This window comes from Psychrobacter sp. Ps3 (assembly GCF_022129275.1).
GTDB classification, from domain to species: domain Bacteria; phylum Pseudomonadota; class Gammaproteobacteria; order Pseudomonadales; family Moraxellaceae; genus Psychrobacter; species Psychrobacter submarinus.
In genome coordinates, this window is sequence record NZ_JADQAL010000003.1 from 22814 (window position 1) to 38098 (window position 15285).

A 15285-nucleotide genomic window follows, 5' to 3' on the forward strand; every position below is an offset into this window, starting at 1 on the left:
TGCTTGCTTGATTAGGTTCAATACTCCTGATCACTCAGCCAAAAAGCCACTCTAGATTATTTTAGAGTGGCTTTTTTATCGCTTATCGGCAGTGATTTTTGCTAAGATGCTGATATTAAACTATTGAGTAAATTTAGAAGAGGTTAAGAGACTGGTGTCGATATTTGTATGTCCTATTTGCCAATCGCCGCTAGTACCAGCAGCTGATACTTGGCGCTGTGATGGCAGCTTAAACGCTAAAAACACTTGCCATCCTTTTGATGTAGCACGGCAAGGCTATGTCAACTTACTGCCTGTACAGCAAAAAAAGTCCAAAGCGCCTGGCGACAGTAGCCACTCTATCCTTGCTCGGAAACGGTTTTTGGCTGCCGGTTATTATAAGCCGTTACAAGATCTGCTCTGTGAGCAGATACAAAGCATCTTGCCGCAAGACGGCGCAAGAAAAAATAAAGAGTCTGTGACGTGGTTAGATATTGGCTGCGGCGAGGGGTATTACACTGAAGCCATTGCGCAAACCAAGGGCATTGATCGCTTGATCGCCGCCGATATTAGCAAGCCTGCCGTGTTAGAAGTGGCCAAAGCGAGCAAAGCGGCTAAGCGCTTATGGCTAGAGGCTGATAAGCTGGATGACAGCAAAGCGACTATTTATCCTATCGTCACAAGCGCCGCCCATCTTCCGCTAAGTAATAATAGCTTGATGGGTATCAGTAGTATTTTTAGCCCGATATTGCCCACAGCTTTTAATGATGTCTTGCAGCAGGGCGGCTATGTAGTGATAGCTAAGCCCGATATCAGCCATTTGGCTAGCGTGCGCGAGGCGTTATTTGATGAAGTACGTGAGCATAATTCAGATAAGTTTTTGACTGAGCTTGCGCCTTTTTTTGATTTATTAGAGACTCATAAAGTCAGCACTGAGCTGAGCTTGTCTGAGCAAGCATTAGCGGATTTATTAACCATGACCCCTTATGCTTATCGTGCCCAGCCCGATAAACGGCGAGCGCTCCTGGCAAAAGCGGCAGCGGCGAACTTTAACACGGAAGCCAGATTTGTGGTTTATATCCTAAAAAAACGGCCGTTATAGCCTATTATCATTATAGTACGGGTCCCATCGTCGCGACAATATTATGCCAAATCCGGTAATATAGCGGCCAATTCTCTACTTGCTCCAGACTGACATGATCAGAATCGGCTCTTCACTCCACGCTTGGCTGCACGCATTAAGGCTTGCGCAGTATTTATACCCATCTCATCAATGAGCCAAATATAGTACAGCACATGAATATGATCGGTCGCCGCATCAAAATCTGCAATCATGCGCGCTTTGGTTATAGCGGCAGACCATAACGGATATCATCGAGCGGATAGAGCACGAGACTGAAATTGCCATCGACCTCTAACAGACCGATACGCACTTGCCCTAAGTGCTCAACGCCTTGTCGGCGCATCTCAGAGAAAAACTCATCGTGCGACATTTTACCTTCTTTTATTTTCTCTAGTACCAAGCGGCCATTTTCGACGATATAAACGGGTTTTCCTTCTAATAGATATTCAAAAGGCTGATACTTCATCATAAACCAAGTGCATAACCGATACAGGCCGATGACCACGCTCATGATGATCACCGCTTGAATAATAGGCAGATCCTCAGTGAACATCGGATCGCCTGCGATCGAGCCAAGTGACGAATAAACCTAAAATCACCACGGTCGCAAAAACGCCCCAAGTAGCGAGAGTGACAGCAGGTTTAAGTCCGACTCGAAACGACTGAAAGGAAGTGCGCAGGCCGCCATCGAGCAAGATACAGGCTAAAGCGGCTTGACCAATGAAGTTGGCGATATTGTACTGTGAAAACTCAATACCTAGCAGACCTTCTTCACCTGCGAGCATGCCCACTATTAAGAATAGCAGCAACAAAGGTACGCCTAAACGCGCTGATAAGGTGCTCGCCATAATGCTAGCGAAAATCAGTAATGCCCCTACTAAATATAGGACGTTTAAGGTATCCATTTTTTATATCCTAATACTCGCCCAATAGCCAACCGCTCACAAAAGCAAAATACTCGCGAAACCAAGCGTTATAGCGGATAGATAGAGGCGTGGGGCTGGCGACGGTAATGGGCTGGGTATAGCCTTGATGGCGCGCAATAGCGGCTGAGCGTATAGTATGAAAATCGCTAGTAACGATAGCAATAGGTGCTTTGATACTGATTCCTTGTGCGGCGAGGAGTGCTTTTGAGTTCGCCAAGTTCTCCTCAGTGCTGGTGCTTTTGTCTTCTTGCCATACACTATCTAGTGCAATCTGGTGCGCCTCATTTAAGTAGCTGGCCATAATATCAGCCTCGCTACGATCGCGCCCGAAGCCAACGCCGCCACTAGTGATAGCGATGGCTGCTGGCTGAGCAATAATAATCGGCGCGGCGCTATCTAAACGACTCGCCAGTGTTGGGGTAGGTTTGCCATCGACCGTACCTGAGCCCAAAACGATAATCGCTGCGAGATCTGGTAGTGGCTGACGGCTGAGCTCAATTTGCTGCTGTAGCGAGATGATAAACACCGCGAAGCTGACTAACCAAACGCTGAATAACCCCCATAGCGCGTACCAACCACGTTTAAGTAAAGGCCTGCGCTTAATGAATCTTTGTATGCGTGGCCACGACAGTCCATGCGCGACAAATATCAGCCCAATCATCAAGGGGACAGTAGTGCCGAAGTTGATCTTGCCTACCGCTATTAGCGCGGCGCAGTCAACAATAATTACCGCGCCTGCCACGGTTAAAATAATACGAGTTAGCGTTAATAAAGGCTTTCGCATAGTAAGTATTGACTCGTGATAGTAGGGTAAAATTGGCAAACAAAACCCACCGGTTAAGTGGGCTCTGATTTTATAATAGGCTATAGGCTAGCGACTAGTAAAGGTGATAGCTTGATAACTACCGATACCGACAGGTTGGCTAATCGCGACTTTACTCGCTAGGATATCGCCTTGTGCGTTGATTTTGTAGCACTCTGTAGAGCTGCCATTAGCATCATTATTGAGCAGTAGGTTCTCTGAGGTCTCTATACATAGCCAAGCTTGGGTTTTATTCTCGCGCGTCAGTGACCAGCTTTGTTTATAGCTGCCGACTTTTTTGCGCATACTGCTATCACTATAGACGTTTTCAGTGATCAGCTGACTGCTGTCGCCAATGCTTGCCAGCTTGGGAATGGGCGCGGTCTGCTTAGATAGCGAGTATCTACCACTAGTGTCTGTAAAACCGTGAAACTCTAGTGGATTTGTCGTGAAGTAGTTGGTGGCGACCGACTGATTAGTGATTTGATCAAAGCGCTTAGTGATCGTGCCAATATCAGCCGCTTGTACGCTTTTATTATTAAAAACCGTAGCGCCTTTGGGAGTGACGTTGATGTCAGCGACGATCGTTTGCTCATCGACTTTGGCGTATAGTCTTTCGCTACGCGGCTGGGTGTAGATGTTAAGAAAAGCGGTCTCGATAGGGTACTGAGTGACGACGTTATCATTATCGTCACCTATGCCATGCATCGGCGCGTTAATGGTCACACAAGCGCTTAAACTCAGTCCTGCTAGTCCTGCTACTACTAAATTTTTCATGATTCATCCTTGCTATTGTTTTGCGTTGATATGCAGTCGATATCGACCGCCAATAGCTACTATAAACGAGTTTTATAGCAGCTGCGTCTGACATTCGTTATTCGTCGCGCTAGCTATAAGATTATCATTATTAACGTTATAGTGATGATTAAATAGTTAATGTCTGGATAATGAGTACAAGTTTGATTACTCTACTAGACTAAGTTTTACAAATATTATAGCAAAAGCAATAGGTGACATATGGATGTGTTATCACAGTGGCAAGGGTTTTATAACGACCCTTGGTTTTGGCAGTTTCCGATGGCGACGCTGGCGATTAGTATGGCGGCGTTTTTAACCGTAGCGATTCCGTGGACGGTTATCGCTTGGCGTGATCCTATCGCACTACGCAAATACAAGATTCAACCAAAACCCTTTGAGATGAAGAAGTTTTTGTTGCCCTCCATCGGCCGTATTGTGGTCAACAATATTATCTTGGCCTCAGTATTGGTCCTGGTTTGGCCTATGCTTAAGCTGACAGGCGTGCATAATGGCGCGCACATTTACGTGGTCTATCTATGGGTGATACTACGGCAAATTGAAGGCGCAGACGGACATATCGGCTATGATATTCCATGGAATCCGGCGCATTTATTTCCCGTCTATGAAGGGCCAGTCTATCACGACTTTCATCATGCCAAATTCAAAGGCAATTACGCGGGGTTTTTACCGTATTTGGATAAGTATCTAGGTAGAACTCATATTCCAGCTTATCTGAATTATCTCAAACAAAAGAAAAAGGGCCTGAAGCCCGTTGAGATTGAGGGAAGTGCGAAGGAAGCAAAGCGGCAGGCAAAACTGCTTAAACGGCAGGCGCGGAGTGGTTAATGTTTAAAAAATTAACACCCCGTCTGGTATAAGCGCAAGTGGCATAAGTACAAGATTGTAAATATGTCAGGCAGGGTCAGCAGTAACAAAAAAGCAGAAGCTAATATAAAAGTAAGAGCGCTTAAGAGATTATGTTATATCGCAACAAGACAACGATCGTAGCAGCACTGATCAACACGCTAAGAAAGATATAGAACAAAACATTATTACTGACTAATTTCTTTTCGACGTCAGAATAGCCTAGACTATCAAAGGTAATAGCTTCCTTATCGAGGGCGGAGTAGTCCAAGTTTTTCATAGAGTCGACAAAACTCTCAACGAACCAGTGCGGCCAGTGCTTTGGCTTAAAGGGGGAGATGCCACTCATACGAGTTTGATTCGAAAATCTTACCCAGTTACTATCGCCTAAATTAAGGCTGTGCATACGCCAGTCAGTGAAGCTATAACCACTTACCTTCTCAATGAGGACCACATCGACGTCTTTATGGTTGGGGTCTTGGAAGATCCGCTGCATAAGAGAGAAGATATTCTTTTTACTACCTTCCAAAAATTGCAAGAAGCTCTCATCGTCATTGCATAAAAACCCCATAATACGGTTATTTTTATTAAAATTCTCTGAGTGCTTTTGAATATGCTCAAAGACAGAACTCTCATTGGTATTTATCGTGCTCACGTATACCAATCTGATAAGAGTATCTGCAGGTGTCTTCTTCATTGACCCTTCTAGCATATCGTGAGTTGTTATAGTTGTAGCGATACGCCTTGCTCCTTAGTTTATAATTTTACTTTTTTAAGCATAATGTTTCTTATTGTACATTGTCACTGAATGCTTATTCCGTTCTAGCGTATAAAAAGTAAAGTAAATCGTCCATATTTTAGTCATTTTAGTATCAAAATCAACTAGTCTGTTAGCAACAGAGAGATAGTCTTGTGCATTAGCTGACGACTGGTATGCAATAGGTTCAGCATAAAGGACTACGATTTTCATGACATCATGGCTACAATAAACTTAACCCAACACACGCTGTATCTGATATGAAAGGCAAAAAACACGCCTAAAGCCGTTAAACAGCTAGTAGATGATAAATCCGTATACCGATTGATACCTGCATCATGATATCAAAGCTGAGCGGCAGATCGATCTGAGAGTGGGGCTTCGCACTTAGGTTTATTGGCTTGTCGATCTAAAAGAGGCCTATAAAGAATTTTATAAATCAATATTCGAACAGCGGAGAGTGTTAAGCACAGTAGGATGGCTTAAGACCCTTCACCACAATAGTTAATCTCAAGGAAGAGAGATGTCAGCAACCAAAGAAGAGATCATCGCTTTTATACAATCAGAATCTCCAAACTCTAAATATAAGATTGAGTCAGTAGGGGATAGCAAAGCTACTTTGTCGCTCGATGTCGGCACGGACGAGCTACGACCTGGCGGCACCGTCTCTGGTCCTGTACTAATGAGTATCGCTGATATCGCGATTTATATTGCAATATTGGGTGAAATCGGTATCGTACCCTTGGCCGTGACCACTAGCTTGACGATTAACTTTTTGCGTCGACCCTCAGCAGATAGGAGTATCGTCGCCGAGTGTAGCTTGATAAAAGTCGGGCGCGCGCTAATCGTAGGCGAAGTGTCGCTCTACTCCAAAGGCTCTGAGGATATGGTCGCCCACGTGGTGGGTACTTACTCTATACCGCCTAAGCGTAACTAACTCTATCCCGCCTAAACATGACTAAGCGTACGTAAATAAGTGTGACTAAGCGCCCTTATAACCGGCTTTAGGGCTAAAAGGTTTTAGAAGGGTTTTAAAGGGTAGAATAGAAAACAGAAGAGATGTGCTTGATAGGAACAAATGGCGGTGACGGAGGGATTCGAACCCTCGATACGCTATGAACGTATACACACTTTCCAGGCGTGCGGTTTCAGCCACTCACCCACGTCACCAATTTTAGACGGCTAAGTATAACGGATACGATTGCCATTGTCACGGTTTGCGCTTTATCTTTCTTTATTAATAAGTGCCTGCTAGGATAGCGCATCTGTGATGACAGCAGCAGTAATTACACCGGCGAAGGGTACAGAATAACGTGATGAGTTTTGCAGTAGTAGATAGTAGGGCGTTAAGCCGTGTTAAACATAGCATAAAAGCCCGCGCAGCAGCGATGATAACGGTAGGGCTACTTGCGATAGCGCCAGCCTATGCTGATGACTTAAGCCAGTGTAATGAGTCGTTTTATGGCGGGGTTTATCCGGAGTTTATCAATGATAAGCTTAGCGCCAACACCCAAGCACTATGTATGGATGGCTTTGCGGTCATGTACTCAGGGGTGACGCGTACGCCGTTATGGTCTGCAGAACATCTGACTCGCGCGCGTCTCAATCAAGCCAAAACGATAGATCGTGAAGACAGCTTCCATGAAGAGAGCCGTCTGCCAGAGTCTGCTCGAGCGTCATTAGAGGATTATTCAGGCTCAGGCTATGATAGAGGGCATCTAGCGCCTAATGCCGATATGGCCACGCGCTCGCAGCAATACGACAGCTTCAGTTTGGCTAATATCGCGCCGCAATCGCCGCGCAATAATCGCTACATTTGGCGCAACATTGAGTCGGCGACGCGCTATCTGACGCAGCAATACGGCGAAGTCTATACCGTAACCGGGGTCGCTTTTACGGATAAAAAGACCAAGCGTCTAAATAGGCAAGTGCTCGTACCGAGTCATTTTTTTAAGGCGGTCTACATACCCGCTATCGACCAAGCCGGTGTCTACTACGCGCCTAACGATGAGTCTGAACGTATCGAGGTGATTAGCCTTGATGAGCTTAGCGAGCAGATAGGAGTCGAGGTGCTACCGGTGTTAGATAGCGCGGTCAAGCGGCAAGCTTTGGCTTTACCCCTAAAAGCGGGGGAGAAGATAGACGCGCCTACTGCGCCTAGCGAGGAGCCACTATGGCTGATATTCGTCTTAGCTTTAGTGGAATGGCTATTGACGCAGCTACAAGCATAAAGACGCTATAGAGTCTAAAAATAATAATCTAAAATATCGCTGAATAAACAAGTCTATCAACGGTTTTTATTGCGAATTATTACTAATACTTGGAGTAGCTTATGATCGAGCCTTTTGCAAATAATCATCAAAGTATGCAGATTGGGGAATTGGTTATCGAAAACCAACAAGATAAGATTATTATCTACGGTGATTTGGATTTGTATTTAACGAAAGCTGGATTTGCACAAGCAAAGCAGCTACACGAGCTTACTACTAAGATATTGGCGCAGTTTGAGAAAACTGATCAGTACACAAAAATGGATGAAGTGTCAAAATCAAATGATGACTGGCCAGATGACAATATTGATAATCCGTTTTTGTAACTATTTGATATAGTTATGAATTACAGAAAGAAATCTTTATAAAAAATTACTAGGCAAAACGTTTTTTTTGCTTATAATGTAATCAGACAGCGCTTGTACTGTTTCGATAAAGATGATTTTTCGTCATTATCGATCTAGATAGATAGAAAAGATAGCTCACAGAATGAACTTCTTTTTTACTTACTATAGATATATGCAACTTTGGATATAGACAGTTCTAGTCGTAGAGGTTTTTAAGGACAAGCGCAATATACGCAGTTTATTGCACAATCATTGAAGGGAGTCGATCTATGAAATTATTTACAAAAACCGCTTTAGCAGCTGCTGGTATTAGTATGGCGACCATGGCGTTTGCCGCTGACCCATTGCATAATACTACTTGGCAGACTTACGATGACGGCAAGCCTAAAGGCACAGTCAAAATCACTGAGTCAAATGGCGTATTGACTGGTAAGCTTATCGATACCAACTCAGCTAAAGGCAAAAAGCACGTCGGTATGACTATTATTTCTGGTCTAAAAGCTGATGGCGGTGGTAAATATAGCGGTGGTACGATTACTGATCCAGAAAAAGGTAAAGATTATCGCATGACAGCAAGCTTGAATGGTAATTCTTTGAAACTAAGAGGTTACATCGGGCCATTCTCACGCAGTCAAACATGGAAAAAGAAATAAGTCTATCAAGTAGTTTTTTATCAGATCTGTACTTAATAGATAAAATCCCGCACTACCGAAAGGTACTGCGGGATTTTTTATGTTTTACATTTTATTGTGTCAGTAAGGTGAGGTTACTCAATAAAATAATAAACGCTGACACTACATAAAGTAGTATCAGCGCATCGAGTAGGATTAAACCTGTCTGCTAGATCTTATCTGACAAATTCTGGGTACGCTTCCATACCACATTCTGCAATATCTGCCCCTTCATATTCATCCTCTTCAGAGATACGGATACCGATGACAGCTTTGATGATGACCCAAACGATGAAGCTTGCAACAAATACCCAAGCAAAGATGGTCGCAGCGCCTGCAATCTGACCGATAAAGGTAGATGCTGGGTTCGTAATTGGCACAATGAGTAAGCCAAATAGACCGACCACACCATGAACCGAGATAGCACCAACAGGATCGTCAATTTTGATTTTGTCTAATGCCAAGATAGATAGCACCACGATGACACCAGCCACAACGCCAAAGAGTGTCGCTTGTAGGGCAGAGGGTGTTGATGGCTCTGCAGTAATAGCGACCAGACCGGCTAGGGCACCATTGAGTAGCATGGTTAGATCGGCTTTGCCAAAGATAATACGTGCGATGATTAAAGCGCCCACAGCACCGCCAGCAGCAGCAGCATTGGTATTCAAAAAGACCATGGCAACAGAGTTGGCACTAGCGATGTCACCAAGTTTGAGTACTGAGCCACCGTTAAAGCCAAACCAGCCCATCCATAGGATCAATGTACCAAGTGCGGCTAGTGGAAGATTGGCGCCAGGAATCGCACGTATCTCACCTTTAGGACCGTATTTACCTTTACGGGGTCCTAGTAGTAATACACCTGCTAGAGCAGCAGCAGCGCCCGCCATGTGTACGATACCAGAGCCTGCAAAATCAGAGAAACCCATATCGCCTAGATTGAACAGTCCAAAGACATCGTTACCGCCCCAAGTCCAACTGCCTTCTAATGGATAGATAAAGCCCGTCATGACAACAGCAAATAATAGGAAAGCCCATAACTTCATACGTTCAGCAACGGCACCTGAAACGATGGACATACAGGTTGCTACAAAGACAACTTGAAAGAAAAAGTCCGAGGCTGCAGAGTAGACAGAGTCGCCACCAAAGCCATTTTCGGCAGAGGCTGCTAGTGCGTCTTCTACTAAGGTATCGCCGCCTGCAATTCCGCTCAAGAACAGATCGCCACCATACATAATAGCGTAGCCGCATACCATGTACATGATGCTCGCCGTTGCAAATAGCGCGACATTCTTAGTTAAGATTTCGACCGTGTTTTTTGATCTGACCAATCCGGCCTCTAGCATAGTGAAGCCGGCGGCCATCCACATGACCAGCGCCCCACAGATCAAAAAATAAAACGTATCGAGCGCATACTGGAGCTCAAAGATTTGACTTTCCATTTAAATTCCCCTTGAATTGACAATGCAGCTATCGGGCGTGCCGATAATTAAGGCTTTTACTGTTGCTTGCACCAGTAGTGGGCAAGTACGGTTTTACTACTACCGCTTTATACTTTAGATCGCATCAGGACCGGTCTCGCCAGTACGAATACGAATAACTTGCTCTAAGCTGGTGACAAATATTTTGCCGTCGCCAATCTTGCCAGTGCTTGCGATACGAGTGATGGCTTCGATAGCTGGCTCGACCATCTCATCGATGACGGCGACTTCTACTTTTACTTTTGGCAAAAAATCCACCACATATTCTGCACCACGATACAGCTCAGTGTGTCCTTTTTGACGTCCAAAACCTTTGACCTCAGTGACAGTCACACCTTTGACACCGATGTCAGAGAGCGCTTCACGTACATCGTCAAGCTTGAATGGTTTTAGAACCGCAGTGATTAACTTCATAAGTGTTATCCTTACATGAGTGAGGCTACAAAGAGGACGCTATCTGGACGTATTCGCTGTATTACTCCTCTTTTGCGCTTACTAGTAGTCATTCAAGAACTGTGCCAAACCCACTCAAGGGGGAGGTAGGTTTGGGGTCTTAAACGGCTGTAGCGCATTATAAACAAAGGGTTACACAATACGACCAGGCGATTTATCAATGTAGCACTGGCTTAAAAAGAGCTTTATTATAACTAACTTATAAGCCTTCGGGGAGACGATACCTAGCTGAGTTACCAAAACATCATATAGAGCAGGCAATAGCGAGTATCAGAGGGCTGTAGCTAAGTCTTTGGAAGATAAAATAGCGCTTACCCCATAAAATCAGTAAGCGCTGTATAACAGAAGATTGTGCCCAGAGTATAAATAATAGGATGTGAATAAGCAGACGAGCTAGATAGGAGAGTCAGCTATAACAGATTATAGCTTAGGAAAGAGCAGATACGGTGTTTTGGTACTGACGAGCAGTTTTTTGGTATCACTGCCTTGTAATATCTCGCGCAGACGCGATTGGCCAAAAGCGCCTGTTATTAACAAGCCAATATCGTTCTGGTCTTGGTAATAATTTAAAGCTGAAGCGACATCACGGCAATCTAGCAAGGTCTTTTTAGACTTGATACCAGCTTGCTTCAACCTTGCATAGGCTTCGCGCAACGCATCGCAGTTATCAGAGGTCTCTTTGCCGATCATGACAATATGAACGGTCAAGGTACGGATCAAAGGAGTTTTGCACAACCAATTGAGTAGCTTATGGCACGTTGGGCTATTATCGAATGCAAATAAAGCGGTAGTAGGGGGCAAAAATGGTGCATGAGTCACCAAAATGGGGCAATGACTCAGTCGCACGAGCTGACTTAAGGTAGCTTTACAAGTCACGTTATGACCGATGACAATCAGTTGCGACTTTTCATCCACGTAGTCGATACTGTCGCTGAGGTTTTCGTGGCGATGTAAGGTGTAGACAGGGCGCTTATATTGATGCTCGTCGCAGTACGCCTTAGCTTGATGTAGCAGCAGTCTGCCTTGCGCCTTGAGCTCAAAGTTGCTTAAATGCTCATGGCTAGTGAATTGGTCTAGCAGGTGACTCTCGTCATTGATATTTAGGCAGCCAGAATAGTTCACCGCCGTTTTTTGCTGCATGCTTGGCACAGAGTGGAGCAAGCCAATCGGTGCTTGCAAGCGATTGGCGGCCCACATACTCGCGTCCAATACTGATTGCACGTGATCGGGACAATCTAGACAAGCAATGACACTATCTGCCTTTAAATTACTCATAATGCAACCCGTTATCTACATTAAGTAGCTTCTAAATGACGTCAGTAAATGACACAAGCTATCTAGTCAAGCAATCCAATATCGCGGCGATCATGGATGGAGAAGCGATCGATCAAAGTACGACTTGCATTGTTTAGTCCAACTACTTTGACATCAATACCCTCGCGTTGCAAGCGCATGACCAACTTATCAAGCGTATCGACAGCGCTGACATCCCAAAAGTGCGCTTGGCTGACATCGATATGAATGGTATCTAAAGCCTCTTTGGTATCGAAGCTGTTCAGAAATTGCGTGGTCGAGGCAAAAAACACTTGCCCTTGCACATAATAATAGCGCGTATTGCTACTATCGTCATAATCGCTATATATAGTCAAGAACTGGCCAATCTTATTGGCAAAGGCTAAGGCGGATAGTAGTACGCCAACTCCAACACCATAAGCAAGGTTGTGAGTGATGACGGTCGTCAATACTGTCGCTAGCATCACAATGTTAAATGACATAGGGTGCGTTTTAAACTCGCGAATAGACTGCCAGTTAAAGGTACCAATAGAGACCATAATCATCACTGCCACGAGCGCTGCCATCGGAATCTGACTGACCCATTCGCTCAGGAATACCACCATAATCAGTAGCACCACGCCCGCTATCAAAGTCGATAAACGAGTACGGCCACCAGATTTTACGTTGATCATCGATTGACCGATCATCGCACAGCCCGCCATACCACCAAAAAATCCAGAAACGACGTTAGCGATACCTTGACCGCGGCACTCTTTATTCTTATCACTTGGCGTATCAGTAAGCTCATCAACGATGGTGGCAGTCATCATCGACTCAAGCAGACCGACGATAGCCAAAGCGATGGAGTAGGGGGCGATGATAAGTAACGTCTCAAGGTTAAGTGGAATATCTGGCAATAAGAATACCGGCAATGAGTCAGGCAGATCGCCCATACTACCGACATTACGAATGTCTAGGTTCATATACATCGCAACCGCCGTTAAACCGACGATACAGATCAGCGGTGAAGGGATAACGCGGCCAATCTTCGGAATGAGCGGAAACAGATAAATGATCGCAAGGCCTACTGCCGTCATGATATAGACGGTCATACCGACCCGCTCCGTCATCGGATTAAGCTCAGGGAGCTGGGCGGCGAAGATCAAAATCGCGAGCGCATTGACAAAGCCTATCACCACTGAGCGCGAGACAAAGCGCATGAGATTGCCAAGCTTTAAGATACCCATCACCACCTGAATACCGCCGCATAGCAAGGTTGCTGCTAGCAGATATTGCAGCCCGTGATCGGCGACGAGATCGACCATGACTAACGCCATCGCACCGGTGGCCGCCGAAATCATCCCTGGACGTCCGCCAACGAAGCTTATGACCACAGCGATACAAAAGGAGGCGTACAAACCTACTTTTGGATCCACGCCGGCGATAATAGAGAAAGCGATGGCTTCTGGAATCAAAGCGAGGGCGACGACAAGTCCTGACAAGATATCGCCGCGAACATTAGAAAACCACTCATCACGTAAGTTATCAACAAAAGATATCATAAGTAAGCTGCATACAATAAAAGACAAAAAGGAAGTCGCTGATCGTGGGCCTATTATCTATTAATAATAGTCACTGACAAGAGAGCTAAGGCGTGGCTTAACAGACTGCGTCTGTCAAACAGTATGGCACTTGCACAGCAGCAAAAGCCAATAACGAGTAGAAGTATAATAAGGTTTAATGATGGTGCTCAATCTTAATATATGAGACTGTCAGCTCACTGGCACGATACCAAAACGGTAACGCTCGCTCATTTGACAAAAATGATAATAGAGGCAAAGGTATGCCGCTAGTGGCAACATGCTAAACTAATAAAAAGCTAAGCGTTTAGCCCTTAGTTATTAATACATAGCATATGGCCATTCGCCAGTAGCGATAAAAACATGGGCATAATAGCACAAAGTGGCAAAAAAGCAGTACCGAAATATCGACGTTACCGTTATCATGCTTATACTTATCGTTCAAAATGACGTGACCGCTCTCATCACTGAGCAACGTTTTCAGAGCGCCTCCATAGTTTAAGAGAAGGAAAGTATATGTCGATCTCTGCGGCACCAGCGACATTGATTCATAAAGGCAGTGGCCTACAAGTCGTCGTCGGCTTAGGGCAGTCCGGATTATCAGTAGCGCATTATCTTACCGAGCAAGGCTACCGAGTTGCCGTCACTGATAATAACTCTACGCCAGTCTTGGCTGACCAGCTACCAGCTGCGGTTGAGATTCGTCAATTTGGCGGGATTGATAGCGAGTTATTGCTGCAAGCGGCGCGTATTATCATCAGTCCTGGTATTTCTTTGGCAACTGAGGCCGTAGCGCAAGCACGGCAAGCGAATATCCCTGTCGTCAGTGACATTCAGCTGTTTTGTGAAGCGTGTAGTGCACCGATAGTCGCTATCACCGGCTCCAATGCCAAAAGCACCGTTACTACCTTAGTGGGACAGATGGCAGGTGATGCTGGTGTACAAGTAGGCGTCGGCGGCAATATCGGCGTGCCGGCGTTAAACCTATTAGCCAATAAAGAGATGGAACTAGCGGTTCTTGAGCTATCAAGCTTTCAGTTAGAGACCGTTACTAACCTAGGCGCGCAAGTAGCGACTGTACTCAATATGTCGCCGGATCATCTAGACCGTCATGGCGATATGCTCGGCTATCATCAGGCCAAGCACCGTATCTTTCAAGGCGCAAAGTCAGTAGTTGTCAACCGTGAAGACGCGCTGACTCGGCCTTTAGTCGCAGACAACTTGCCTCGTATTAGCGTCGGCATTCATGCTCCTGATAAAGGCCAGTATGGTTTGATCACTGATCCTGATGGACAAATTTATTTGGCTCGCGGTACCGAGCGTCTATTATCTGCTGATAAACTACCGGTCAAAGGCCGTCATAACTTACTCAATGCCCAAGCCGCGCTCGCTTTAGGGGAGCTGGCAGGACTGCCTTTAGAGAGTATGCTCGACACATTACAGCAGTTTACGGGGCTTGATCATCGGTGCCAGTTTGTAGCTTCAGTGACTGATATCGACTATTTCAATGACTCAAAGGGTACTAATATCGGCTCAACTATGGCAGCGGTTGAAGGCCTAGGAGCCGTTTATGCTCCAAAAGATGGTAAGCTGCTACTAATATTAGGCGGTCAAGCAAAAGGCCAGCAGTTTGGTGAGTTGACGCCGCTTATCAATCAATATGTCAGCCAAGTCCTCATCATCGGTGAAGATGCTAAACTTATCGAGCAGCACCTGCGCGATACTGAGCTTAGCGATGATGTCAGATTGCATCAATGCCAGACGTTAGATCAGGCTTTTACTTGCGTTCAGCAAGTGACGGATAGTAGCTTATCGCAGGTACAAGCGGTACTGTTATCGCCAGCTTGTGCCAGCTTCGATCAGTTCAGTGGTTATGCTGAGCGCGGTGAGCGTTTTAGTCAGCTCGTACAGCAGCTCATGACGTCAGATACTGCCGATAGCTAAATGGTCTCTTACTCTTAT

The 15285-nt window shown here is 45.4% G+C and carries 15 protein-coding genes, 1 tRNA gene and 2 pseudogenes; 7 read left to right on the forward strand and 11 right to left on the reverse strand.

Annotated features, from left to right (window positions below; all coding sequences use genetic code 11):
- Positions 1–154: 154 nt before the first annotated feature.
- Positions 155–1081: a putative RNA methyltransferase gene (locus I3248_RS01445; protein ID WP_238062278.1), complete on the forward strand. Its 927-nt coding sequence runs from the start codon at positions 155–157 to the stop codon at positions 1079–1081.
- 98 nt (positions 1082–1179) lie between these two features.
- On the opposite strand, the gene I3248_RS12105 is transcribed toward I3248_RS01445, so the two are convergent.
- From I3248_RS12105 to I3248_RS01465, 5 genes and pseudogenes are all read right to left on the reverse strand, one after another.
- Positions 1180–1314 (reverse strand): hypothetical protein, encoded by a 135-nt coding sequence (locus I3248_RS12105; protein WP_269117120.1) that lies wholly within the window; start codon positions 1312–1314, stop codon positions 1180–1182.
- Between the two features lie 14 nt (positions 1315–1328).
- Positions 1329–1682: pseudogene (locus I3248_RS01450) on the reverse strand (YetF domain-containing protein); the annotation flags it as partial.
- A pseudogene (locus I3248_RS01455) lies at positions 1672–2007 on the reverse strand (cation:proton antiporter); the annotation flags it as partial. The pseudogenes I3248_RS01450 and I3248_RS01455, both read right to left, overlap by 11 nt.
- Before the next feature lie 10 nt (positions 2008–2017).
- Entirely contained in the window at positions 2018–2812 is a 795-nt protein-coding gene (locus tag I3248_RS01460; protein WP_025646763.1) for a YdcF family protein, read from the reverse strand.
- A gap of 87 nt (positions 2813–2899) precedes the next feature.
- The gene (locus I3248_RS01465; RefSeq protein ID WP_238062279.1) at positions 2900–3607 is read right to left on the reverse strand and encodes a hypothetical protein; all 708 of its coding nucleotides are present in this window, start codon (positions 3605–3607) and stop codon (positions 2900–2902) included.
- A 240-nt stretch (positions 3608–3847) separates the two neighbouring features.
- Here I3248_RS01465 and I3248_RS01470 point away from each other — a divergent pair, with 240 nt between their 5' ends.
- The gene (locus tag I3248_RS01470) at positions 3848–4474 is read left to right on the forward strand and encodes a sterol desaturase family protein (protein WP_238062280.1); all 627 of its coding nucleotides are present in this window, start codon (positions 3848–3850) and stop codon (positions 4472–4474) included.
- A gap of 121 nt (positions 4475–4595) precedes the next feature.
- Here I3248_RS01470 and I3248_RS01475 read toward each other — a convergent pair whose 3' ends face one another.
- On the reverse strand, positions 4596–5189 hold the full coding sequence (locus I3248_RS01475) for a BLUF domain-containing protein (protein WP_238062281.1): 594 nt from the start codon (positions 5187–5189) through the stop codon (positions 4596–4598).
- A gap of 583 nt (positions 5190–5772) precedes the next feature.
- On the opposite strand from I3248_RS01475, the gene I3248_RS01480 reads away from it, so the two are divergent.
- A complete protein-coding gene (locus tag I3248_RS01480; RefSeq protein ID WP_238062282.1) occupies positions 5773–6186 on the forward strand; it encodes a PaaI family thioesterase in 414 nt (137 codons plus the stop codon).
- Between the two features lie 142 nt (positions 6187–6328).
- Here I3248_RS01480 and I3248_RS01485 read toward each other — a convergent pair.
- A tRNA-Ser gene (locus I3248_RS01485) sits at positions 6329–6419 on the reverse strand.
- Positions 6420–6565: 146 nt separating this feature from the next.
- On the opposite strand from I3248_RS01485, the gene I3248_RS01490 reads away from it, so the two are divergent.
- The 3 genes from I3248_RS01490 to I3248_RS01500 all read left to right on the forward strand — a co-directional run bounded on the left by I3248_RS01490 (position 6566) and on the right by I3248_RS01500 (position 8519).
- Positions 6566–7480, forward strand: a complete 915-nt coding sequence (locus I3248_RS01490) for a DNA/RNA non-specific endonuclease (RefSeq protein ID WP_238062283.1) — start codon at positions 6566–6568, stop codon at positions 7478–7480.
- Positions 7481–7581: 101 nt separating this feature from the next.
- Positions 7582–7845 (forward strand): hypothetical protein, encoded by a 264-nt coding sequence (locus tag I3248_RS01495; RefSeq protein WP_201604082.1) that lies wholly within the window; start codon positions 7582–7584, stop codon positions 7843–7845.
- 290 nt (positions 7846–8135) lie between these two features.
- Positions 8136–8519, forward strand: coding sequence for a DUF2147 domain-containing protein (locus tag I3248_RS01500; RefSeq protein WP_238062284.1), 384 nt, complete (start codon positions 8136–8138; stop codon positions 8517–8519).
- A gap of 194 nt (positions 8520–8713) precedes the next feature.
- On the opposite strand, the gene I3248_RS01505 is transcribed toward I3248_RS01500, so the two are convergent.
- The 4 genes from I3248_RS01505 to I3248_RS01520 all read right to left on the reverse strand — a co-directional run bounded on the left by I3248_RS01505 (position 8714) and on the right by I3248_RS01520 (position 13305).
- Positions 8714–9976, reverse strand: a complete 1263-nt coding sequence (locus I3248_RS01505; RefSeq protein ID WP_238062285.1) for an ammonium transporter — start codon at positions 9974–9976, stop codon at positions 8714–8716.
- A 114-nt stretch (positions 9977–10090) separates the two neighbouring features.
- Positions 10091–10429, reverse strand: coding sequence for a P-II family nitrogen regulator (locus tag I3248_RS01510; protein WP_201611156.1), 339 nt, complete (start codon positions 10427–10429; stop codon positions 10091–10093).
- Positions 10430–10888: 459 nt separating this feature from the next.
- Positions 10889–11743 carry a universal stress protein gene (locus I3248_RS01515; protein ID WP_238062286.1) on the reverse strand — a complete coding sequence of 285 codons (855 nt, stop codon included), beginning with the start codon at positions 11741–11743 and terminating at the stop codon, positions 10889–10891.
- A 62-nt stretch (positions 11744–11805) separates the two neighbouring features.
- Positions 11806–13305 (reverse strand): SulP family inorganic anion transporter, encoded by a 1500-nt coding sequence (locus I3248_RS01520; RefSeq protein WP_238062287.1) that lies wholly within the window; start codon positions 13303–13305, stop codon positions 11806–11808.
- Positions 13306–13839: 534 nt separating this feature from the next.
- Between I3248_RS01520 and murD the strand changes: the two genes are divergently transcribed.
- Positions 13840–15267 (forward strand): UDP-N-acetylmuramoyl-L-alanine--D-glutamate ligase, encoded by a 1428-nt coding sequence (murD, locus tag I3248_RS01525; protein WP_238062288.1) that lies wholly within the window; start codon positions 13840–13842, stop codon positions 15265–15267.
- Positions 15268–15285: the final 18 nt, after the last annotated feature.